General features: G+C 67.2%; 15 protein-coding genes and 1 pseudogene. 8 read left to right on the forward strand and 8 right to left on the reverse strand.

Annotated features, from left to right (window positions below; translation table 11 throughout):
* Nucleotides 1-30: 30 nt before the first annotated feature.
* Nucleotides 31-1,080 carry an alpha/beta fold hydrolase gene (locus tag WEG36_01770; GenBank protein ID MEX1256321.1) on the reverse strand — a complete coding sequence of 350 codons (1,050 nt, stop codon included), beginning with the start codon at nucleotides 1,078-1,080 and terminating at the stop codon, nucleotides 31-33.
* Nucleotides 1,081-1,311: 231 nt separating this feature from the next.
* Here WEG36_01770 and WEG36_01775 point away from each other — a divergent pair, with 231 nt between their 5' ends.
* The 3 genes from WEG36_01775 (at nucleotide 1,312) to WEG36_01785 (ending at nucleotide 6,071) form a co-directional block, all read left to right on the forward strand.
* Entirely contained in the window at nucleotides 1,312-3,561 is a 2,250-nt protein-coding gene (locus WEG36_01775) for a cation-translocating P-type ATPase (protein MEX1256322.1), read from the forward strand.
* A 105-nt stretch (nucleotides 3,562-3,666) separates the two neighbouring features.
* Entirely contained in the window at nucleotides 3,667-4,746 is a 1,080-nt protein-coding gene (locus WEG36_01780) for an alpha/beta hydrolase (protein MEX1256323.1), read from the forward strand.
* Between the two features lie 11 nt (nucleotides 4,747-4,757).
* Entirely contained in the window at nucleotides 4,758-6,071 is a 1,314-nt protein-coding gene (locus WEG36_01785; GenBank protein MEX1256324.1) for an amidohydrolase family protein, read from the forward strand.
* A 60-nt stretch (nucleotides 6,072-6,131) separates the two neighbouring features.
* On the opposite strand, the gene WEG36_01790 is transcribed toward WEG36_01785, so the two are convergent.
* The 6 genes from WEG36_01790 to WEG36_01815 form a co-directional block, all read right to left on the reverse strand.
* Complete coding sequence (locus WEG36_01790) at nucleotides 6,132-7,928, reverse strand: L-lactate permease (GenBank protein MEX1256325.1); 1,797 nt, start codon at nucleotides 7,926-7,928, stop codon at nucleotides 6,132-6,134.
* On the reverse strand, nucleotides 7,925-8,332 hold the full coding sequence (locus WEG36_01795; GenBank protein ID MEX1256326.1) for a hypothetical protein: 408 nt from the start codon (nucleotides 8,330-8,332) through the stop codon (nucleotides 7,925-7,927). Before WEG36_01795 ends, WEG36_01790 begins: the two co-directional genes overlap by 4 nt.
* A 130-nt stretch (nucleotides 8,333-8,462) precedes the next feature.
* Nucleotides 8,463-9,170, reverse strand: a complete 708-nt coding sequence (locus WEG36_01800) for a TVP38/TMEM64 family protein (protein ID MEX1256327.1) — start codon at nucleotides 9,168-9,170, stop codon at nucleotides 8,463-8,465.
* Between the two features lie 37 nt (nucleotides 9,171-9,207).
* Nucleotides 9,208-10,119, reverse strand: a complete 912-nt coding sequence (locus WEG36_01805) for an ion transporter (GenBank protein MEX1256328.1) — start codon at nucleotides 10,117-10,119, stop codon at nucleotides 9,208-9,210.
* Entirely contained in the window at nucleotides 10,116-11,096 is a 981-nt protein-coding gene (locus WEG36_01810; GenBank protein ID MEX1256329.1) for a hypothetical protein, read from the reverse strand. The genes WEG36_01805 and WEG36_01810 overlap by 4 nt, the downstream gene beginning before the upstream one ends.
* A gap of 73 nt (nucleotides 11,097-11,169) precedes the next feature.
* Nucleotides 11,170-12,102 (reverse strand): hypothetical protein, encoded by a 933-nt coding sequence (locus WEG36_01815; GenBank protein MEX1256330.1) that lies wholly within the window; start codon nucleotides 12,100-12,102, stop codon nucleotides 11,170-11,172.
* Nucleotides 12,103-12,355: 253 nt separating this feature from the next.
* On the opposite strand from WEG36_01815, the gene WEG36_01820 reads away from it, so the two are divergent.
* On the forward strand, nucleotides 12,356-14,839 hold the full coding sequence (locus tag WEG36_01820) for a zinc-dependent metalloprotease (GenBank protein ID MEX1256331.1): 2,484 nt from the start codon (nucleotides 12,356-12,358) through the stop codon (nucleotides 14,837-14,839).
* A 179-nt stretch (nucleotides 14,840-15,018) separates the two neighbouring features.
* On the forward strand, nucleotides 15,019-16,722 hold the full coding sequence (locus WEG36_01825) for an aminotransferase class V-fold PLP-dependent enzyme (protein MEX1256332.1): 1,704 nt from the start codon (nucleotides 15,019-15,021) through the stop codon (nucleotides 16,720-16,722).
* Between the two features lie 80 nt (nucleotides 16,723-16,802).
* Here WEG36_01825 and WEG36_01830 read toward each other — a convergent pair whose 3' ends face one another.
* A complete protein-coding gene (locus WEG36_01830; GenBank protein MEX1256333.1) occupies nucleotides 16,803-18,569 on the reverse strand; it encodes an SLC13 family permease in 1,767 nt (588 codons plus the stop codon).
* 303 nt (nucleotides 18,570-18,872) lie between these two features.
* On the opposite strand from WEG36_01830, the gene WEG36_01835 reads away from it, so the two are divergent.
* The 3 genes and pseudogenes from WEG36_01835 (at nucleotide 18,873) to WEG36_01845 (ending at nucleotide 22,242) form a co-directional block, all read left to right on the forward strand.
* Nucleotides 18,873-20,888, forward strand: a complete 2,016-nt coding sequence (locus tag WEG36_01835; GenBank protein MEX1256334.1) for a PQQ-binding-like beta-propeller repeat protein — start codon at nucleotides 18,873-18,875, stop codon at nucleotides 20,886-20,888.
* Nucleotides 20,889-21,655: 767 nt separating this feature from the next.
* Nucleotides 21,656-21,922 (forward strand): annotated as a pseudogene (locus tag WEG36_01840) (hypothetical protein).
* Nucleotides 21,919-22,242 carry a type II toxin-antitoxin system PemK/MazF family toxin gene (locus tag WEG36_01845; protein MEX1256335.1) on the forward strand — a complete coding sequence of 108 codons (324 nt, stop codon included), beginning with the start codon at nucleotides 21,919-21,921 and terminating at the stop codon, nucleotides 22,240-22,242. The pseudogene WEG36_01840 and the gene WEG36_01845 overlap by 4 nt, the downstream one beginning before the upstream one ends.
* Nucleotides 22,243-22,247 lie beyond the last annotated feature (5 nt).

Here is a 22,247-nt window from a genome sequence, read left to right on the forward strand (position 1 = left end):
CGAGGGCCGACCCCGGATGACCTCTCGACCTCAGTCGGCGAGGGCCTCCATCAGGATTTGCCCCGCCTGATCCTCTTCCAGGATGAAGGCGTCGTGTCCGCGATCCGAGAGGATTTCGCGGTATTGGGCGTCCACCGCGTCCGTCCATCGCCGGACATCCTCGGTCGCATAAAGGAGGTCGCCGGGGATGCCGACACCCGTGAGGCGACCCGAGAACCGCGCCAGCGCCGGTGCGACGCCGCCCCGCCCGGCCCCGACGTCGTGCCCGTCCATGGCGTTCGTCAGGATTCGATAACTCTCCGGATCGAAGCGCTCCCCGAGCTTTCTTCCCTGGCGCGCCAGGTACGACTCCATCTGGAAGACCCCGTCTTCGCGTCGCTCCCGGCCGAACCGGCGCTCGAACTCGCTCGCGGTCCGGTAAGTGAGCATGGCGGCCTCGCGGGCGAGCTCGAGCCCCTCCACCGGGGCGCCGAGCCTAAGGAGCGCCTTCTGGATACGCGAAAATCCGATCGCCTGGGCCGTGTGCGCGGCCGGCGCCGCGAAGACCACCGCGGCACGGGCGCGGTCCGGGAAACTCGCGGCCCACTCGAGGGCCGCCATTCCGCCGAGTGATCCACCCGTCGCGAGGCGGACTCCCGGGAGGTTCAGCCGATCCAGAAGGAGGGCGGTGAGCGCGACCATGTCGCGCACGCTCACTTCCATTCCCTGAAGGCCGGCAGGCCGGAACACGGGCCCCAGCCCCCCCTTCAGCCCAGCGGGAATGCCCTCTTCGGGAGGCGCCGGCGCCTCTTCGACGCTCCCCGCGCCCTGGGCCCAGGTTCCGTAACAGGAGCCGAGGAGATTCGGGGTCAGGAGGGCCCAGCGGGCGGGATCGAGCACCCCCCCGGGACGAACCAAGTCCGGCCACCAGTCGCGGGGCTCGGGCCCGCCCGTGAGCGAGTGGAAGACGAGGACGACGTTCCCCCCGTCCGGATCCGGGCGCCCGTCGAGGCGATACGCCTGATCCACCACCTCGAGCTCGAGCCCGGAGGGAAGGGTGAGGTCGTGGAAACGCTCCACGCGGAGCTCGACGTCGCTCATGGACCCCGTGCGGCCAAAGTAGAAGCGCCCAACCCCTCGGGACGCCGTGATCCGGCCGCGTGGGGAGTCGGGCGGGGAAGGCCGGAGGCTACTCGCCTCCCCCCGTGGCTGTCAACCCGCCACCCCTCCCCCGGGACGGAGCCCCGGAACGCGTTCGGGGTAAGCAGATCGTTCGAGCCGATCTACCCTCAGGCGAGGCCGTTGGAACCCCGGCCCCTCTTGCCAAGGAACATGGCCGTTTCCGAGTCCAGGACCGTTCCCGAGCCTCCAGGTGGAGTCGTGGCGACCCCGGCGGGGCACGAGACCTCAGTGGCCGTCGAAGAGCGGCTTTTCCCCGCGGAGGGGATGGACTGCCCCAGCTGCGCCTCCACGGCCACACGTGTGCTCGGCACCCTCGACGGAGTCGTCGCGGTGGACGCGGACATCGTGGCCCAGCAGGTGCGGGTCGGGTTCGATCCCCAGCGGGTCACCACGGTCCGGATCCGGAAGGAGCTCGATGGGCTGGGTTACGGCGCTCCCACGCGGGCTTCGGCGGTGGGTGAAGGGGAGGCGGTCGAGGCGGCAACCGGGGGCTCCCGCCTTCGCGCCCTCGCGAGCACCGTTCCCGCACACGTCGCGATCGGGGGCGCACTCTGGATCCTCACCATTCTCGCGACGCTTCTCGGCGACTCCGAGGCGATGGTCGCGATCCTCGCCGGCGCGACGGTGTGCGCGGCCGGGTGGAGCATCCTCCCCGGCGCCCTGGCCGCCGCTCGGCGGGGGCTCCTTGACATGCACGTTCTCATGGCGGTCGCGGCGCTGGGCGCCTTGGGGATCGGAGAATACGTCGAGGCGGGGGCCGTGCTCTTCCTCTTCGCCGTGGCGAGGGAACTAGAACATCGCACGCTCAGCCGGGCCCGCACCGAAGTCCGCTCCCTCATGGATCTCGCCCCCGTCGAGGCGACGGTTCTCCGGCACGACCACCAGGTTCGGGTCCCCGTGGAGGCGGTTCGCGTCGGTGAAGTGATCCTCGTCCGCCCCGGGGAGCGCATCCCGGTGGACGGCACCGTCTTAAGCGGCTCGTCCGAAGTGGATGCCTCGGCGATCACCGGCGAGTCCATCCCCCATTCGAAGTTCCCGGAGGACCACGTCTTCGGGGGATCCGTGAACGGGAGCGGGGCGCTCGAGATCCGGTGCGACCACCCCGCGGCCGAATCCGCCTTCGGTCGCATTCTGAAGAGCATCGAAGACGCCCGGTCTCGAAAGAGCGCGGCGGAGGCGTTCGTGGACCGCTTCGCACGCCTCTATACGCCGCTCGTCATGGCCGGAGCGCTCGGTGTCGCCGTCGTCCCTCCCCTCCTCGGGATGGGTCCCTGGGCGGACTGGGGTTACCGGGCGCTGGTCCTCGTCGTGGTCGCCTGCCCCTGCGCGCTCGTGATCTCGACCCCAGTCACGGTGGTGAGCGCCCTGACGGGGGCCGCCCGGCGCGGAATCCTCGTGAAGAGCGGGATCCACCTGGAAGTCCTGGGAAGGACGCGAGTCGTCGCGCTCGACAAGACCGGAACACTGACGGAGGGGAGCCCGCGCGTCTCGCGGGTGCTTGGGTGGGACGGGACGTCGCGGGAGGAGCTCCTCCGGATGGCGGCCGGAGCGGAGAGCCGGAGTGAGCACCCGATCGCGCGCGCCATCATGGAGGTGGCACGCGAAGCGGAGATTCCGATCCGGGGCGGAGTGGAGATGACCGCCCTTCCGGGCCGCGGGGCTCGCGCCAAGGTCGATGGACGACTCGTCCTCCTCGGGAGTCCCCGCCTCTTCCGCGAGGAAGGCGTGATGGACGAAACCGCCGAACGACGGGTAGAAGAGATGGAGGAGCAAGGAGAGACGGTGGTGCTCGTCGGGTGGAGCGACGGCGAAGGCGAAGAAGTCCGAGCACGCGGTGCGCTCGTCCTCCTCGACCATCCCCGGCCGGGTGTGGACGCCCTCCTGGCTTCGCTCCGGAGCGAGGGAGTTCGGCACATCGTTCTCATGAGCGGGGACCGGGCGCAAGCCGTTGAGGTAGCGGTCCGCGGCGAAAGTCGCGCCGCGCCCGGATTCGACGAGTGGCGCGGGGACCTCCTCCCCGAGGAAAAAGTCGCCTGGATCAACGAATTGAGGGCTCGGCATGGAGCCGTCCTCATGGTCGGCGACGGCGTGAACGACGCGCCGGCGCTCGCGGCAGCCGACGTTGGGATGGCGATGGGGGCCGAGGGGACCGCGGTCGCGCTCGATACGGCCGACGTCGCCCTCATGGAGGACGATCTCGCCCGCATTCCCGAAGCGTTCCGGCTGGGACGCAAAGCCTCCCGCATCATCCGGGCGAACATCGCCTTCGCCCTGGCCGTAAAGGTCGCCTTCGTCGCGCTCGGAGGACTCGGGCACGCTTCGCTCTGGATGGCGGTGGTGGCCGACATGGGTTCGAGCCTCGCCGTCATCCTGAATGGAATCCGCACGCTCCGGGCCTGACGAGGAGAGTGACGCGCACGGCGCCCGCCCCCATACTTTGGGAAGGTCTTCCCTAAGGGTGCGTCGAAAGGCCCGGCCTCCCCGCCGGCGAAACCGGGAGAGGACATGGTTCCGGATGACAACGAAGTCGCAGCCTCCGGCGGCGAGACGGACCGCCGCCACTTTCTGGGAACCTCACTTGCCCTCCTCGTCGGCTCCGCGGTGAGCCCCGTGGCGGTCGGCGCTCTTTCCACCAGCGCATCCTCGGTTTCTTCCGCGAAGCCCGGTCAAATAGCCATCCCGCCCGGCGCGTTCCCGCGGCGGCCGACCCTCGACCTCTTCCCCGGGTTCGAAGAGATCCGGATCGAGACGAGCGAGGCGACGATCGCCGGAGTGGTCGGTGGAAGTGGGCCCCCGCTCCTCCTCCTCCACGGGTATCCGCAATCGCACCTCGAGTGGCACCACATCGCCCCTCGGCTGGCGGAGCGCTTCACCGTGGTCGCGACGGATCTGCGCGGATATGGATCGAGCAGCGTCCCGCCGGACGGCGAGGAGCACCTCGGCTATTCCAAGCGCGCGATGGCACGCGATCAGGTCGAGGTGATGGAGAAGCTCGGGTTCGACCGTTTCGCCCTCGTCGGTCACGACCGGGGCGGACGGGTGGCGCACCGCCTCACCCTCGACTATCCGGACCGGGTGGAACGTGTAGCGGTGTTGGACATCGTGCCCACGCTCCACCTCTATCGGAACGTCACGAAGGAATTCGCGACCTCGTATTACCACTGGTTTTTCCTGATCCAGCGAGCGCCCGTGCCGGAGACCCTCTACGGAAGCAACGCGGACTTCGTCCTCCGGAGCACGCTCTTCGGCGGCCTGGTAGGAGGGGCGATTCCGGACGAGGTCTATGCTGGATACCTCCGTGCCTTCAGCGACCCGGCCTCGTTGCACGCGATGTGCGAGGACTATCGGGCCGGAGCCGGAATCGACCTCGTTCACGACGAAGCCGACCTCGACCGGCGGATCCACTGTCCCCTTTTCGCTCTTTGGGGAGCGAGCGGGGCGATGGCACGGCTCTACGACGTTCTCGCGATCTGGCGGGAGCGGGGAACGGATGTGCGCGGCGCGGCGATCCCCGGCGGGCACTGGTTCCCCGAGGCGAATCCGGAGGAGACCTTTGCCGCGCTTTCGGAATTCCTGTCGAGCTGAGTGAACGACTCATGAAGTCACGCACCCGCCACGTCCTCTTCCTTGCCGTCGCCATTGCGTCCGGGGTCGCCGTCGCGGCGGTGGATGGCGCGCCTCGCCTGGCACCGGCGGCCCATCCGAGCGCACTCCCTTCGCCCGCCGACACCGGCGTCCAGGCCTTCGTGGGCGCCCGGATCTTCGACGGGACGGGCGGTCCGGTGATCGACAACGGGGCGGTCCTGGTGCGGGACGGAGTGATCGCGGCGGTCGGTCCACGGGACGACGTGGAGATTCCCGCGGAGGCATGGGTCTTCGATCTCACCGGACTCTGGCTCCTTCCCGGCCTCGTGAACGCGCACGGCCACGTGAGCGGCGATCGGGAGGCAATTCTCGAACAGCTCCGCCAGTACGCCTACTTCGGGGTCACCACCGTGGTGAGTCTCGGGGGGAACGAGGCGGCGGGATTTCCGCTCCGGGAGGAGCAGGCGAGCCCCACTCTGGATCGCGCCCGTGTTTTTCTCGCGGGTCCCGTCCTCTCTCCGGGGTCTCCAGCGGAGGCACGAACCGAGGTGGCGCGCGTCGCTGAGATGGGTGCGGATTGGGTGAAGATCCGTGTGGACGGGGGGCTCCAGGGGGGAGCGAAGATGTCCCCGGAGGTCTACGGGGCGGTGATCTCCGAAGCGACGGCTCGGGGCCTTCCGGTGGCGATCCATATCTGGGAGCTGGAAGACGCCAAGGGCGTCGTCCGGGCGGGGGGATCGCTCGTTGCGCACAGCGTCCGCGACGGCCGTGTGGATGCAGAGCTCATTTCGCTCCTGCGGGAGCGGGACGTCTGCCTCGTCCCGACCTTTACGCGCGAGCTGTCCACCTTCACGTACGCAGAACGCCCCGCCTTCTTCGCCGATCCCTTCTTTCTCGCGGGCGCGGCGCCCCCCGACCTCGACGCCTTCCTGACACCCACACTGATGCAGCAGCAGCGCGAGGGGGCCGCGGCGGCCTTCTGGCGGCAGGCGCTCCCAGTCGCGCAGGAGAACATGCGACTTCTCCACGAGGGAGGGGTCGGGATCGCGATGGGAACCGACAGCGGCGCGCCGACCGGACGCTGGGAGGGATACTTCGAGCACGTCGAGCTCGAAATGATGGTCCAGGGCGGCATCTCGCCCGAAGCCGCTCTCCTCGCAGCCACGGGCGTCGGCGCGGGGTGCATGGGGCTCGCGGGCGAAGTGGGGACGATCGCGCCCGGTGCCTGGGCGGACTTCCTGGTGCTGGGTGAGGACCCGCGGGCCGATATTCTGAACACGCGGCAGATCCACTCCGTCTGGATCTCGGGAAACCGAGTGCGTTAAGCGGACTCCCGTCGCGCGGCGCGGCGAGGCTCGCCGGGGCCGCACCGGGACTTCAGCCAATCATCTCGCCGGGCCGGGACGCGCGCCCCCGGACGCGCCCCCGCCTCGAAGCCGCGCGATGGTCCCGATTAGGACCGCGCCGAGGAGCCCGAGCACGACCGTCCCCGCGTTCGCCCCCACCCCGTTGTTCCAGATGAAGGAGAGGGCTCCAGTCAGGAGGCAGTAGTAGATCATCGGGAAGATCGTCTTCCTCAGAAGGATTCCCTCCTTCCCCATGAGACCTACCGTCGCGGCCGCCGCAACCACGTTGTGGACGGTGATCATGTTTCCGGCGGCGCCTCCCACCGCCTGCGCGGCGACGACGACTTCGGGAATCGCCCCGATATTCTGCGCCGTCGCGAATTGGAAGAGCGCGAAGGTGAGATTGCTCACCGTGTTGCTCCCAGCGATGAAGGCCCCGAGCGCGCCGATCCAGGGGCCGAAGAGGGGCCAGGTCGTCCCCGCGATCTCCGCCGCGCCCTGTGCGAGCGTGATCGGCATGCTCTCGAGCCCCGACGCGTTGAAGCCCGGCCCCGAATTGATGAAGACGCGCACCAGCGGGAGCGCAAAGAGGAGGGCCGCCCCCGCCCCGAGAATCTGCCCGCCGGCGACCTTCCACGACTCCACGATCTGGGAGAGCGACATCTTGTGGACGGCGTACGTCGAGAGGACGACGAGGAGGAAGATGAACCCCGGGAGATAGACCGGTTGGAGGGACCCGGTGATCGTCGTCCCGAAAATGTTCGGCCAGGAAATCGTGATTCCGGAGAGGATCCGCTGGAGGGGAAGCTGTGGGATCCGGGTAAGGACGAGGATAAACGCCACCAGGAGATAGGGCGTCCACGCACGCCCGATTCCCATGCCCCGTCCGTCGTCCGCGAGTTCTTCCTCGGGATCCACATTTCCCATCCAATCTTTTTCCCATTCCTCGCGGGGAGCGAAGTCCCAGGTGCGCTCGGGAAGGAGGAACCCTCTCTGCGCCGCCAGGACGACGATGCCGAGTCCGATGAGGCCGCCCAGGAGCGAGGGAAATTCAGGCCCTAACGTGAGCGCCACGAGGAGGTAGGGGACGGTCATCGCGAAGGCCGAAAAAAGCGCAAACTTCCAGACCCCGAGCCCTTCCCCGAAGCTGCGATTTTTCCCGAAGAACCCGGTCAACATACAGACTAGGAACAGTGGGATGAGTGTTCCCGCGACGGTGTGAAGGGTCGCCACCCGAGCCCCGATGAAGGCGAGGTATTCGGGGAAGGTCAGCCCGAGCTCCGCGATGCGCGCCTCCACCGCGGGGGCTCCTGTGAGCCCTCCGGAAACGCCCACCAGGATCGGCGTTCCCACGGCACCGAAGCTCACCGGTGTGCTCTGAATCACGAGCCCCACCATGACCGCGGCCATCGCGGGAAAGCCGAGGGCGAGCATGAGGGGTGCCGCCACCGCCGCCGGCGTCCCGAAGCCCGACGCACCCTCGATGAAGCTCCCGAAGAGCCACCCCACGATGATCGCCTGCACCCGGCGATCCGGACTGATCCGCGTGAAGGCGCGCCGGATCGTCCGGATGGCGCCGCTCGCCGTGAGCGTCGAGAGGAGGAGGAGGGCGCCGAAGATGATGTAGAGGAGCCCGGTCGCGATCACGAGCCCCTCGACCGACGCCGCGGCGATCCCCACCGGTTCCACCCCCCAGACCAGGAGGGCGATCACGACGACGATCGCGTATCCGATCGGCATCGCCCACTTCGCGGGCCACCGGAAGCCGACGAGGAGCACTCCGATCGTGATGAGCGGAGCCAGAGCCAGGAGGCTCAGGACGATCAGGTTATTCACGCGGAAATAGCCTCTTCCACCGCCTCGAAGACGACTTCCTCCGGGGGCCACTCGTTCCGCGCCACGAGCCGCCCATTCACGACCACCCCGCGCACCGGGAGCCTGAAGAGCGTGTGGAGGAGCTCGCCGAAGCCGACATCCTGCTGGCGATAGTCCCTCACGAGAAGGGTGAGCAGGGTCGGCCAGGAGCGCGGGTCCACGACCTGGAGATCGACCGTGTCGCCGAAGCGTTCGCGGACCGCCCGGTAGAGAGAGCCCATGGACTCCATGGCCTCGCGGCGCTGGGAGAAGACCGGCTCCCCGCCGCGGCTCAGGAAATCCCCCTCGAGACGTCCGCAGCATCCGCTCGACGACATCTGCTGCTCCCACTCGCGGATCAGAATCACACTCGGCCGGATTCCCATGGTACCTCCCGCTCACGCCGCAAGGTTGGGGTCGGGACAGGTCTCTCGGGCGGAATCGCCGCTCCAGGGGCCGGCGGCTTCGGGGCGCGCGTAAACGTCGGCGACGACCGGGCGCGCCACAAGGAGCGGCTCACCTCGGAAACCGCTCGCGGAAGACCCAGAGGATGGCGAGGGGGACAATCGTGGCAACCGTGACCATGGCGACGACCCACACGGTCGAGTCGAGGGCGAGCGCCCCGACGATCGAGTAGAAGACGGTAGCCGGAAACGCGCCGGCGGCCATCGCTGCCAGGAAGGGGACCCACCGGATGCCAGTGACCCCGGCCGCGTAGCTCAGGACGTCCGGGTTGATGAAGGGAATCAGCCGCCCGAGAAAGACCGCCAGGAGCCCTCGCCGCTCCATGAAGGAGTCCATCCGTTCGAGGCTCTCTTTCGAGATGATCCGTATCACACCTGGGCGCCCCAGCGAACGTGCCAGGGCGAAGCAGACGGCGGCCGCGGTGCTCGCGGAGGCGAAGCTCAGGAGCCCCCCCCAAAGCGCGCCGAAGAGCATGGCGTTGGCGATCGCGAGGACAAAGCCGGGGAGGACGGGAATCAGCGCGGACAGGATGTAGAGGAGGACCGAAAGGATGGGTGCCCAGGCGCCAAACTCCAACAGCCAGAGCCTCAGGGGTTCGGGGTCCCCCTGCATCATGAGTCCGGACACCACCCGGAGCTCTCCTCGCACGGTCGTGCTGCGCCAGATCAGGATCGCCGTGGCCCCGAGGATGGCCAGGACGACGAGCCCCGCGACCCAGGCGTGTGTCCTCGCCACCTTCACGGCGGACGGCTCCGGCATCGTCATCCCCGCTTACGCGCCGTCGCGCCCCTTCCCGTCACGCGCCCTCGCGTTCCGCCGGCGGACTCATCGCCGTCGCACCGGCAGGCCCCGCCGACGGATTGGACCGGCCACAGGTCGGACAGACACCGCTTTCTCCAGGGTGGCGAAGCTCCTCCACGAAGCCGGCTCCGATGATCCCCGTGGGAATTGCGATCACGCAGACGCCCACGAGAGCGACGATCGCCCCGAGGAGGCGGCCGAGCCCGGTCACCGGATAGACGTCCCCATACCCGACCGTGGTCAGCGTGACCATCGCCCACCACATCGCCTCGGGGATGCTCTCGAAGGAACCCGGCTGGGCTTGGCGCTCGACGAAGTAGAGGGCGCTCGAGGCGATGATGAGGACGATTCCGATCGCCACGCCAGTGAGCGTCAGATCGGCCCGGCGATTCATGAAAACTCGGCCGAGGAGCTGAAGGGCGTTCGAATACCGAGCGACTTTCAGGATGCGGAAAACACGCATGAGCCGGAGCGCCCGGACGAACCGGAAGTCCAGCCCCAGAAAGGGCAAATACGCCGGGAGGACGGCGAGGAGGTCCACGACCATCATCGCGCGGGAGGCGTAGCGGAGCCTGCCCCCGACCGGCGCCCCGTACCCCGGCGCCTCGACCGAGGACCAGAGCCGGAGGAGGTACTCGATCGTGAACACACCCACGGAAATGATCTCGAACCAGCGGAAGGCGGAGCCTCCTGCCGCCGCGACGGAGGGGACCGTCTCGAGGATCAGGGCGAGTATGTTCAGCCCGATCAGGGAGAGGATGAAGATGTCCACCGCCCGGCTCGCGCGGTCGGACGGATCGGGGACGTCGAGGAGCTCGAAGGCCCGGCGCCGAAGAGTGGGCCCCGCGGCACTTCCCCGGTTCGCGGGACGCTCGGAGCGGGTCGCGTGACCGGGGCTCGGCGTCACCGGACGAAGAGGGGCCGGCCTTCCCTGAGAACCACTCGAACCTGCGTGAAGGCCGTGGCGTCCAATTCCGGGTCTCCTTCGAGAAGGACGAGGTCGGCAACCATCCCTGGCTCGATCGCTCCGAGGTAAAGGTATCCGAAGCGGCCCGCCGCCTCGGTCGTCAGCGCCGCGAGCCGGAACGGAAACGGAATCCCCGCCTCTTCGAGGAGAAGGTGATCGGTCAGGGGGTCATATTGTCCGGCGAAGCCCGCCCCGGTTCCGAACACGATACGCCCCCCCGCATCCAGGAAGCCGCGGAGGCGGGTGAGCGCCAATCCGAGGGGATCTTCTTCCGCGACCGGGCCGCCGGAGGCACGGGCGGTCGCTTCCCGCTGGGTGGCCGCCAGGGAGAAGATGACCGCGATGCCACTCTGCGCGAAAGTGGCGAGCCCCGGCTCCGGGTCGAGCAGCTCCGCGGGGGTAGCCCAGTGCACGCCTTCGATCGTCGTCCCTCCGATCGCCAGGATCCGGGGACCTGCGACGGCGCCGGATTCGATTCGCTCGATGAGGAGGGCGAGAGAGTCGCGCGGCGTCACCGCATCCACGACGGACGAAAAGCCGAAGCGAGTGAAACGATCCTGGAGGAGGAGCTGGAGCTCCTCGTCCGATCCGCTCGCCGCCGCCGAGAGGAGCTCCTGGTCGGCCTGAACACGCGCGTTCCAGAATCCCGGAAGGACGGACAGTCCCACCGCGTCGAGGCGCACGGCAGCGGACGGGATCGAGACGGTCCCCCGCGGTCCGACGGCCTCGATGACCCCGTTGATCACGAGGACCACGCCATCCTCGACGGGGACCACACCGGGCGAGGTGAAGACGGTCCCGCCCTCGATGGCGATGATCCCGAGCTCCTCGCTTTGCTCCGCGGTGGAGCATCCGCCGAAAGCCGCGAGCGCGAGGAGGGAGGCGCACCCGGTCCATCGGCGCGTGAGCGGTGTCATGGGGGCCTCGAGTCGTGTAGTCCTAGGAATCCGGCCAGAGTCGGGCGGCCCATTCCGCAATTTCCCTGACCCGCTAGAGATCCACGAAGACGATCCGGTTCTCGTTCGTGAGTGGAACGAGGAGGCGATTCCGCATCGCGTCGTAGCCGAGGTCCCCCGGGGAAGACACCCCGGTGAGCACGGGGTGAACCGCACCCTGGCCATCCACATGGTACACGGTGGAATCGCTCGACGAAGAATAAGCGAATCCCCCATCACCCACGAAAACGACCCCCTCGAAATCCGAATTGGGAGCCGAGAGGACCGTGGTGCGCTGGCCGTCGGCGGTGAGACGCAGGACCTGGCCCGGATCCGAGGTCACGACGAAAATTCCGCGCGAGCCGACGGCGAGCCCCATCGGATGCCCGAGGTCCGAGCCCTGTGCAAGTGTCGAGCCGCGGCGATCGTCCCCGATGACGAGGCGGTACACGGCCGCAGTACCGGAGGACACCATCCCGCCGGTGCCGGTTTCGAAGCCGCTATCGGTCAGGAAAAGGGAACCCTCGGGACCCACGTCGAGCCCGCTGATGGAAGAGACTCCGTCCATGCAGGTCCGTTCGACCGCCTCCCCGCTCTCCCGATTGAAGACCCCGATGCACCCGAGATCCGCGACGTACAGTGAGTCGCCGCGAATCGCGATGCCAGTGGGCGAGTGGAGAGCGCTTGCGGCCCCGAACGGGGCAATCCAGGTGAGGTTCTGCACCGTCCCGTCCGGTGCGATCCGGGAGACGAAGCCATTCTGGTCTTCGGCCATGATCGGGCCGTTCACGTTGGTGACGAGGTAAACGTCCGCGACCGGATCGTGGATGACCGCCCGGGGGGAGAGGAGTCCCACGTCCGCCACGGCGATCATCCCGTCGGCGAGCGTCGCATCTCCTCCATTCCCTCCACACCCGGCGGCGAAGAGGCCGATGGCCATGACCGGAAAAAAGCGGATACCCGGGGACACGCGGCGCGACCGCACCATCGAAACCTCCAAATTGGGGAATTCCCGCGCCTGCGGGCATGGGAGATCGAGGGCCCGGGCGCACCCTCAATCTTCAGCACGCGGCCTGCCCTCGCAACGGGACCCTCGCAAGACCCTTTCCGGAAGGGGCGCGCGAAGATACCGTGCGGATTGCGGATTCGTGAGAATCCGAGACTTGCACGAATTCACAGATGGCGGTTTGGACCGTCTCCGGACGCTCTCGCCTCGTTCTTTCCGCAAAGGAGATCGCCGCGTGCGCACCCTCGTCTCCCTCGCCTTTTTCATTCTGTTCTTTCCGGCCCTCGCGGCGGGAAGGAGCCCGGCGATCCCCCAGCAGCCGCCGGACGCACCCCCGACCGACACAGTCCCCGATGCGCCGGACGCGGATGACGACGAAGAAACTCCGGCGACGCCGCGCCCCCGCACCGGGATTCGCCCATACGCGGAGGTCGTTCCGGACAGCGCGGTGACGGACGAGGGATTGTTCTCCATCCACCGGGTGGGCCAAAACTACCTCTTCGAAGTTCCCATGAACCTCCTCGGTCGCGAGTTCCTCCTCCAGACGCGGATCACGCGGACACCGACGGGGGCCGGTTTCGGCGGACAACAGGAGTCGTCGGCCGTGGTTCGCTTCGAACGCCGTGAAGACCAGATCCTCCTGCGGCTGGTCGGGCACGACAACATGGCCCCCGATTCGCTCCCGATTTACGAAGCGGTCCGCAACTCGAACTTCGAACCGATTCTCCAGGCCTTTCCGATCCGCGCCTTCCCGGAGGATTCTTCTGCGGTCGTCGTGGACGTCTCGGCCTTTTTCCGGTCTGATGCCCAGGTCATCGGAATCCAACAGACCCGGCGCGATCAGTACCAAGTTCGAAACCTCAACGCCGACCGCACCTTCATCGAGTCCATGCGGAGTTTCCCGGAGAACGTGGAGGTCCGGCGAACCGTGACCTACACGGCGGGGCGCCCCCCTTCAAACGCGGTCGGCGGGGTGCTCTCGATGGAGCTGGGACACGCCTTCGTCCTCCTCCCCGTCGTCCCGATGACCCCCCGCCCCTGGGACGAACGGGTGGGATTCTTCTCGGTCGCCCAGAACGACTTCGGCGCCGAGGCCCAGAGGCTCCTCGAGCGGCGCTTCATCCGCCGTTGGCGCCTGGAGCCCTCGGACCCGGCGGCCTACGCGCGCGGCCAGCTCGTGGAGCCGGTCCAACCCATCGTCATCTACATCGATCCGGCGACTCCGGAGAAGTGGCGACCCTACCTGAAGCAGGGGATCGAGGACTGGCAGGAGGCCTTCGAGGCCGCGGGATTCCGCAACGCCATCCTCGCGGCTGACCCCCCCTCTCCCCAAGAGGACCCGGAGTTCGATCCCGCGGACGCGCGCGTCTCCATGATTCGGTATCTCGCCTCCGCGGTGCAGAACGCCAGCGGGCCGAGCTACTATGATCCACGTAGTGGTGAGATCATCGGCACGCACATCCAGTGGCACCACAACGTGATGAACCTCGTCCGCAACTGGTACTTCGTGCAGACGGCGGCCGCGAATCCAGAGGCCCGTGCGCTCGAGTTCGACGACGAGGTGATGGGTCGGCTCATCCGCTACGTGGCCGCGCACGAGGTCGGGCATACACTCGGGCTTCCCCACAACATGAAGGGGCACTCCGCGATCCCCGTGGAATCGCTCCGCACGAAGTCGGTGTGCGAGAACGGGACTTCGACCTCGATCATGGATTACGCTCGCTTCAACTATGTGGCACAACCCGGGGACGACACTTGCTTCATCCCTGTGATCGGACCCTACGACCGGTGGGCGATCGAGTGGGGATACCGCGTCGTTCCGAATGCCGCCGATCTCGAAGCGCAGCAGGCCACCCTGAACGACTGGATCGTCGAGAAGGGGGACGACCCGGTCTACCGCTTCGGTGACCCGAGCCAGATGGATCCCGGCTCCACCCAGGAAGCGCTCGGAGACGACCCGGTCCGCGCTTCCGACTACGGGGTCGCGAATCTGATGCGAATCACCGCAAACCTTCGCGAGTGGACCTTCGAGGACGGGCAGAGCTACGCCCAGCTGGACGAGCTGTACGGGCAGGTGCTGGGCCAGTGGAACCGCTTCACAGGGCACGTAATTCTCTCGCTCGGGGGCGTGGACTGGACCCGCCGCGCGCAGGGGCAGGACGGGACGCCCTACAATCGCGTCCCCGCGGAACGCCAGCGCGCCGCCATCGATTACCTCGACCGCCAGGTATTCCAGACGCCGACCTGGATGATCGATCCGGACATCCTCTACCGAATCGAGGCGACCGGGATCCAGGACAGAATCCGCGGCTTCCAGGTTTCCGCGTTGAATGGGGTCCTGAACGTCCCGCGAGTGAAGAGGATGATCGAGCAGGAGGCGCTGCACGGGGCCGAGGCGTATGCGCCGCTCGAGATGATGACGACGCTTCGGGAAGTGATCTGGCGCGAGCTCGGAACCGGTGGGTCGATCGACTCCTTCCGGCGGAACCTCCAGCGCGCCTATCTCGACCGCCTGGAGGCCCTTTTGGAGAACGAGGAGGCGCTCACGACGGACATCGCTCCGCTCGTGCGCGGCCAGCTGGTCCGCCTCCTCGATGCGGTCGCGGCGGCCCGGATGGAGGCGCGGGATGAGGTGACGCGCCTCCACCTGGAGGACGTGTCCGAGCGGATCGTGCGGATCATGGAGGAGGCCGAGCCCCAGCCCGCCGCGGCGGCGTAGGGTCGAAGGCCGCGTTCTGCCCCGGTTCGTCCGAACGAGGGGAGGCGTGGGTGCTCATGGCCTCCGAGCCAGTGGCCGCGCTCGGGGTCGCTGAAGTCGACCTCGTCATCCTGAACGACCTAACGGCGGGATTCGGCCGGATCGCTGCAGAGCCACGCCCACGCGGCTATTCTACCCAAATGCCCGGCTCCCCCTCGCTGATAACCCTGATCCGCTCGTCAATCATCGGCGAAGGCGAGGCGGTGGCCGGTCCGTTCGGACCGAGGCGCGTCACTTACGCCGACTACACCGCGTCCGGCCAGTCTCTCTCTTTCATCGAGGACTACATCCGCGATGCGGTGCTGCCGCTGTATGCGAATACGCACACGGAGAGTTCGGGGACCGGGCTTCAGACCACGCGGTTCAGGGAGGAATCCAGGCAGCTTATCCGTGAATCGGCCGGCGGCACGAGGGACCTGCACGCGGTGATCTTTTGCGGTTCCGGTTCGACCGGCGCAATCGACCGCTTGATCGGGATCCTGAACCTTCGCATCCCGCACGACCTCGACGTGAAGTACGGGCTGAGCGATCGGATCCCGCGCGAGGAACGGCCGGTCATTTTTATCGGGCCGTACGAGCACCATTCGAACGAGCTGCCGTGGCGCGAGTCCATCGCGGAGGTCGTGACCATCCATGAAGACCTGAGCGGCGGCATCGACCTCGGCCATCTCGAGGAAGAGCTGAAGCGGTACTCGGACCGGCCCCTGCGCATCGGAAGCTTCTCCGCCGCCTCGAACGTGACCGGCATCGTGTCGGACACCCGCGCGATCTCGATCCTACTGCACCGGTACGGCGCACTTTCGTTCTGGGACTTCGCGGCGGCCGCGCCCTACGTGCGCATCGAGATGGGGCCCGGTGGAGTGGACGGCGATGACCCGCTCGATTACAAGGATGCCGTGTTCATCTCGCCCCACAAGCTGATCGGCGGGCCGGGCACGCCCGGCCTGCTCATTGCCCGGCGTGAGCTGTTCCGCAACACGGTGCCGTGCGTACCTGGCGGCGGCACGGTCTCCTATGTCAATCCGGAAGGGCACCGCTACCTGACGGATCCGGAGCACCGCGAGGAGGGCGGCACGCCGGCGATCGTCGAATCCATCCGGGCCGGTCTCGTCTTTCGGGTGAAGGCCGCGGTAGGCGAGGACACGATCCGCGAGCACGAAGAGTCGTTCATCCGCAGTGCGATGGCGTCATGGAAGCAGAACCCGAACATCGAGATTCTCGGCAACTGCGAAGCTGAACGGCTTTCGATCGTGTCATTCGTCGTGCGCTACGGGGACCGGTACCTGCACCACAATTACGTGGTCGCGCTGCTGAACGATCTATTCGGCATTCAGTCGCGCGGCGGTTGCTCGTGCGCAGGCCCTTACGGCCACCGGCTGCTCGGCGTCGATCTGGATCGGTCGCACGAATTCGAGCGCGAGATCGCCCGTGGCTGTGAGGGCATCAAGCCGGGCTGGATCCGCGTCAACTTCAACTACTTCATCTCGGCGCCGGTCTTCGATTACATCCTAGAAGCCGTGCACATCGTTGCGAAGGATGGCTGGCGCCTGCTCGATCAGTACGGCTTCGATCCGTACACGGGTCTCTGGAAACACCGTGGCGGAACGGCCGAGCCGCCGATGAGCCTGCGCGACATCCGCTTCGAGCCCGGCGGCATGATGTACGAGCGCAAGCGACGTCACCTCCCCGAGTCCGCGCTGGCCGAACACCTCGCCGATGCGCGCCGTATCCTTGCCGATGCGCGGCCGGATCCGGCCGGCCCTTCAGGCACCGGGCTGACGGCCGACTTCGAACACCTGCGCTGGTTCCCACTGCCGGGCGAAACCGGCGACAGCGGAAACTGACGCTCGGACCGGCACGGCGCGCATGCTGACGGGGCCAGGCCCCTCGTGTGATGGCTCACCTTGTTCGCACGCGCCCTGCCTCAGAAGCTCCAGAAGCGCGGGATGAAGATGACGGAAAGGATCCAGAAGATGATGTTCAGCGGCACGCCGGTGCGCAGAAAGTCGGTGTAGCGGTAGCCGCCGGGATTAAAGATCATCGTGTTGGTCTGGTAGCCGACGGGCGTCGAGAACCCCGTGGACGCGGCGAAGGTGATGGCCATCAGCAGCGGCCGCGGATCCACGCCGGTCTGCTGCGCAGTCGAGATCGCGATCGGCGCCAGCAGGACGGCCGCCGCGTTGTTGCTCATCGTCTCGGTGAGGATCGCCGTCAACAGGTAGAGGACCGCCAAAACGGCGATCGGTCCAAGGGGGCCGACGAAACCCACGGCACTTTCGGCGATCAACGCCGCGGCACCGCTTTTTTGCATCGCGATGCCGAGCGGCAGGATGCCCGCGAGCAAGAAGATCACCTTCCAGTCGATGGCCTCGTAGGCCTCTTCCAGGTCGATGCAGCGGGTGAGCACGAGTGCCAGACAGCCGAGAATGGCCGTGACCAGGATGGGCATGAGGTCGAGCGCTGCCATGCCGACGACGATGAAGATGATGGCCAGCACGTGGGGAACTTTCTTCCGTCGCATGCCCGGGTCTTCCACCTCATCGAGAACGATGAAGTTCTTATCGCTCCGGAGGCGCTCGACCTGCGCATCCAGCGCCTGGATCAGAAGGGCATCGCCCAGTCCCAGCGAGACCGAGTTGAGCTTGTCGCGAACCGACTCCCCCCGGCGCTGGATCGCCAGCACCAGGGCCTTGTAACGGCTGCGGAAGTCGAGATCCTTGAGCGTGCGGCCCACCAGCTTCGACCCCGGCGCGATGAGCGCCTGCACGAGCCGCAGATCCCCGGCCTGAAGCGTATCGTCGTGGAGCTTGAACGCCACGTTCAGCTCCAGGTTGGAGGAGCGCAGCCCCATCAGCTCTTTGATGCTGCCGCGAACCAGCAGCACGTCACCCTCCGACAGCGGCTGCCGCAAGGGCGCCCAGGTCTTTTCCTCGCCGTGTATCAGCCGCAGCACGGTGACGTCATGGTCCTCGCCGAGGCGGCTCGCCTGCACCGTCTTGCCGACGAGCGGCGACCCCTCGCCGACACGCAGCTCGGTGATGTACTCGCCGAGCTCGAAGGCTGCGCTGAGCTCCTCCGCCTCGCGCTCGGGAAGCAGCCAGCGACCGAAGATGAGGAAATAGAAGAAGCCGGCGACGAACAGAATCACACCCAACCGGCTGAACTCGAACATGCTGAACGCGCCGAAGCCGGCCTGGTCGGAGATCGCGCTGACGAGCAGGTTGGTCGATGTGCCGATCAGGGTACACACGCCGCCGAACTGCGAGGCGTACGAGAGCGGGATCAGTAGCTTGGAAGCGGCGATCTTGCGGCGGTTCGCGACGATCATCACCAGAGGAATGAATACGGCCACCGCAGCGGTGTTGTTGATGAAAGCCGACATGACGCCGACGGATCCCATCACCACGACCAGGGCAAGGAAGTGGTTGCGCCCGTAACGCACCAACACACGCCCGAGAGAGGCGGCCGCCCCGGTCTTCTGCAAGCCGGCGCTGAGCACGAACATCGCCGCTACGGTGACCGTAGCCGGGTTGCTGAACCCCGAGATCCCCTCCTCGGGAGTGACCAGCCCGAGAGCGAGGAGGGTCCAGAGAACGAGCATCGCCACGAAGTCGATGGCGAGCTTCTCGGAGATGAACAGGGCGACCGCACCGACGAGAATCGCGAGCACCAGAACGATATCCCAGTTCATCCCGAGCCCTCCTCGGGGCGAGCGTTTCGACTCGTCATGACGACCTCTGGAGAGGTTGTGAACGCGGGTGACGCGGAGGTCATGACGGAGTGAGCCAAAGGTCAGGACCAGGCCCCATCCTTCGCAGACGATAGGGACCCATGCGGGAACCGGACAAGGCCATTGAAGCCCCAGCCGGGGTCCGGCCGCCTATCCGGCGTCCGTCTATCCGGCTCCGTTCATTGACGACTCTTCCCGCCGCCGCGTACCCTTCCTTGGATCCCGCACTCCTCGATCGCCCACGCCCTCAACCCGAGGCTCCGGATGCGCGCTCCTAACCCCCTTCCCTCCCTCTTCGGTTTTTTCCTTCTGGGAATCTCCGGCGGTGCCGCTCCCGCCGCGGCGCAGGACGGCACGAATCCACCCGGCGAGTGGCGGTACTGGGGCGGGGACGCCGGAAGCACCCGGTATTCTCCACTGGACCAGATCGACTCGGAGAACTTCTCCTCTCTCGAAGTAGCCTGGGTGTGGAGGGGGAACAACTTCGGGCCTTCGCCCGACTTCGTGATGCGCTCCACCCCGATCTATGTGGACGGGATTCTCTATACGGTCGCCGGGGAGCGCAGGACGGTCGCGGCGATCGACCCAGCGACCGGAGAGACTCTCTGGACCTTCCGGGAGCCGAATACGACCCGGTGGGAAGAGTCTCCCCGACAGAACTACGGGCGCGGGGTCGCATACGCGGAGGTGGACGGACGCGGGGCCATCTACCTGGTGACCCCCGGCTTTTTCCTCCATGCCCTCGACGCGAAGACGGGATTGCCGCTGGAGGGGTTCGGGGGATCCGTCCCGATCGAGGGATTTCCGGAAACCGGAACGGTGGACATGCTCGCCACCCTCGGTCATGACTACGATCCCGAACGGGGGATCGACCCGCGCCTCGGCGCAATCACCACTTCCTCCCCGCCGATCGTGGTGAACGGAGTGGTCATCGTCGGGAACTCCGCCCACGCGGGCGGGGGCGGGCAAACCCGGATCGAGAATGTCCCCGGGGACGTCCAGGCGTTCGACGCACGCACAGGCGCCCACCTCTGGACATTCCACACCATTCCGCGCGCGGGCGAGTTCGGAAACGACACCTGGGAAAACGACGCCTGGCGGTGGAGCGGCAACGTGAACGCCTGGGCGCCGCTGTCGGCGGATCCCGAGCTCGGGCTCGTTTACCTCCCCACGGACGCGCCCACGAACGACTACTTCGGCGGGTTCCGCCCGGGGAAGAACCTTTTCGGGAGCAGCCTGGTCGCGGTGGACGTCCGCACGGGGGAGCGGCGGTGGCACTTCCAGATGGTCCACCATGACATCTGGGACTGGGATCTCCCCGTGGCCCCCATCCTCGTGGACCTCACCGTGGATGGAGTCCGGGTCCCCGCGGTGGTTCAGGCCTCGAAGCAGGCCTTCGTTTACGCCTTCAACCGAGAGACGGGGGAACCGATCTGGCCGATCGTCGAGCGACCGGTCCCGCAGGGGAATGTCCCGGGAGAGTGGTATTCGCCGACGCAGCCCTTCCCCACGCGCCCGGCTCCCTACGAGCTCCAGGGCCTCTCGGTGGACGATCTTTTGGACTTCACGCCGGAGCTCCGCGCCCGGGCCGTGGAGCAGGTGGGCGACATCCTCCTCGGGCCGATCTTCACCCCGCGCGTGCATGAGGGAAACCCCGGGGGATGGCGGGCCACGGCGCAGTGTCCGAGCGCGACGGGCGGAACGAACATCCCCGGGGGTCCGGTTCTCGACCCGGAAACGGGAATTCTCTACGTGCAGTCGCGGAAGGCCTGCTCCGGGGGGGGCCTCGCACCGGGTTCGAGCCGGGACGACGGCGGACCGGATGGCAGAGGCCTCACCGTGGTGGACTTCGCGGCGGGGACGGGCGGAGGCTTCACGGCGATCGATGGGCTCCCGATTTTCAAGCCGCCCTACGGCCGGATCACCGCGATCGACATGAACACTGGAGAACACCTCTGGTGGATCCCGAACGGCGACACGCCGGAAGAGATCGTGAATCACCCCCTCCTCGAGGGAGTCGAGGTCCCGAACACCGGTTTCCAGGGAAACGCCACGGCGCTCGTCACCGGTAGCCTCCTCATGTACGCCGAGGGGCGGGGGGGACGCCCGGTCTGGTACGCCGTGGACAAGGTTACGGGGGCTCGGGTCGGGGCGGTCGAGATTCCGGCGCCCGTGAGCACCGCACCCATGACCTTCCTGCACGACGGGGCGCAGTACATCGTGCTTCCGGTGGCCGGGAACGGGCTCCCCGGGTCGCTCGTGGCGTTGAGGCTGCCCTGAGACTCACCAAATTCAGGAGATCCTGCGCGTTTCCGTCGACGAAGTCGAGGAGGTCGAGCTGGAGCTCCAGAGGGATCGTCGCGCGCCCCGCGACCGGAATCCGCACAGGTGCGGGGAGCCCACCGCGAACCGTCTCTCGGTCCTGGACGAAAAAAGTCCAGTCGAGTGCGGCGAGCCGCGCTTCCGGATTCCCCTCGGGATTCATCGCCCCGATGTCGAGGCGAAGGGCAAGGGGAAGGGTGCCCTGCGCGACCGCGCCAACAATCCGTGCCAGGTCGAGCGCGCTGACCGCCTCGGGACGGTCGATTCGGTCCAGAAGGACTCCAGCCAGGCGCACCTCATGCACCCGATCCAGGACGAACTCGACCTCTCGGAGGGCGAGGATCCCCTGGAGGGTCGCGCACCCCGGTAAAAAAACGAAAAGTGGGGTCGAGCCCGGCAACCGCCGGACGCCACGGCGCTGCATGGCCACCGCCAGCCGGCATCGGCGGGGAGCGGCCCCCGTCCGACCTTCGGCGAGCCTGTGCTCCTCCATCGTCCCAACCCCCGCAGGCGGTGAACCAAGATCCCGGCTTGAATTTACGACGTAAGCCGCGTGCGGCGGAGCGATGGGAGCTCGTCTCGGCCCGGGGCCGGACTCTCCCTTGAAAATTCTTGACGCACCGCCAGACCGTTCTTACGATCCAGTATTCATATTATGCATACGTTTTCGTATCTAGAGGAGCCGAGCGTGCGAGAAGAACCCTAAGGAAACGGTCAACTTCCGGCTTGGACGCAGCTACAGAGAGGCGCTCGGGGAGTTGGCCCGCCGGGACCGGAAGTCGGTCGGACAGTTGGTGCGAGAGGCCGTCGAGGGCTACGTCGCCGATCGGAAGCGAGCCGCCTGGGAAGACGAGGCCCGCCGAACCGCCCTCGAGATACGCAGGGCTTTGGAGCATTCGGGATCCGACGAACGCGAGATGCTCGTCGCGCTCGACGCGGGCCTGGAGGAGTACGCGAAGGAGTGGGCCTGGGCGGAGAAGGTTCAGGAGTGAAGCGCGGGGACATTGTCACCGTCGTTTTGCCGGGCCGGTACGGGAAACCGAGACCCGGTCTGATCGTTCAGGAAGACGCCTTCGAGGCTCTCCCCTCCGTCACCTTACTCCCGCTGGCGAGCGACGTCCGAGACCTGCCGCTCCTCCGCGTCCCGATCGCTCCCGGACCCGAGAGCGGGGTCCGGACTCACTCGCAGGTTCAGATCGACAAGATCATGACCGTGCCACGAACGAAGCTCGGACTTCGAATCGGGTCGCTCGACGACAGCACGATGCGCCGCGTGAACGAGGCGCTGGGGGGATTTCTCGGGTTGGGTTGAGGACG

This window comes from Gemmatimonadota bacterium, assembly GCA_040882465.1.
Taxonomy (GTDB): domain Bacteria; phylum Gemmatimonadota; class Gemmatimonadetes; order Longimicrobiales; family Gaopeijiaceae; genus JBBEBG01.

Coding starts and splice junctions, on each gene's coding strand:
- WEG36_01825 (MEX1256332.1), top strand. CDS start 15,019: ATGCCCGGCTCCCCCTCGCTGATAACCCTGATCCGCTCGTCAATCATC.
- WEG36_01830 (MEX1256333.1), bottom strand. CDS start 18,569: ATGAACTGGGATATCGTTCTGGTGCTCGCGATTCTCGTCGGTGCGGTC.
- WEG36_01770 (MEX1256321.1), bottom strand. CDS start 1,080: ATGAGCGACGTCGAGCTCCGCGTGGAGCGTTTCCACGACCTCACCCTT.
- WEG36_01785 (MEX1256324.1), top strand. CDS start 4,758: ATGAAGTCACGCACCCGCCACGTCCTCTTCCTTGCCGTCGCCATTGCG.
- WEG36_01800 (MEX1256327.1), bottom strand. CDS start 9,170: ATGCCGGAGCCGTCCGCCGTGAAGGTGGCGAGGACACACGCCTGGGTC.
- WEG36_01815 (MEX1256330.1), bottom strand. CDS start 12,102: ATGGTGCGGTCGCGCCGCGTGTCCCCGGGTATCCGCTTTTTTCCGGTC.
- WEG36_01795 (MEX1256326.1), bottom strand. CDS start 8,332: ATGGGAATCCGGCCGAGTGTGATTCTGATCCGCGAGTGGGAGCAGCAG.
- WEG36_01775 (MEX1256322.1), top strand. CDS start 1,312: ATGGCCGTTTCCGAGTCCAGGACCGTTCCCGAGCCTCCAGGTGGAGTC.
- WEG36_01835 (MEX1256334.1), top strand. CDS start 18,873: ATGCGCGCTCCTAACCCCCTTCCCTCCCTCTTCGGTTTTTTCCTTCTG.
- WEG36_01780 (MEX1256323.1), top strand. CDS start 3,667: ATGGTTCCGGATGACAACGAAGTCGCAGCCTCCGGCGGCGAGACGGAC.
- WEG36_01810 (MEX1256329.1), bottom strand. CDS start 11,096: ATGACACCGCTCACGCGCCGATGGACCGGGTGCGCCTCCCTCCTCGCG.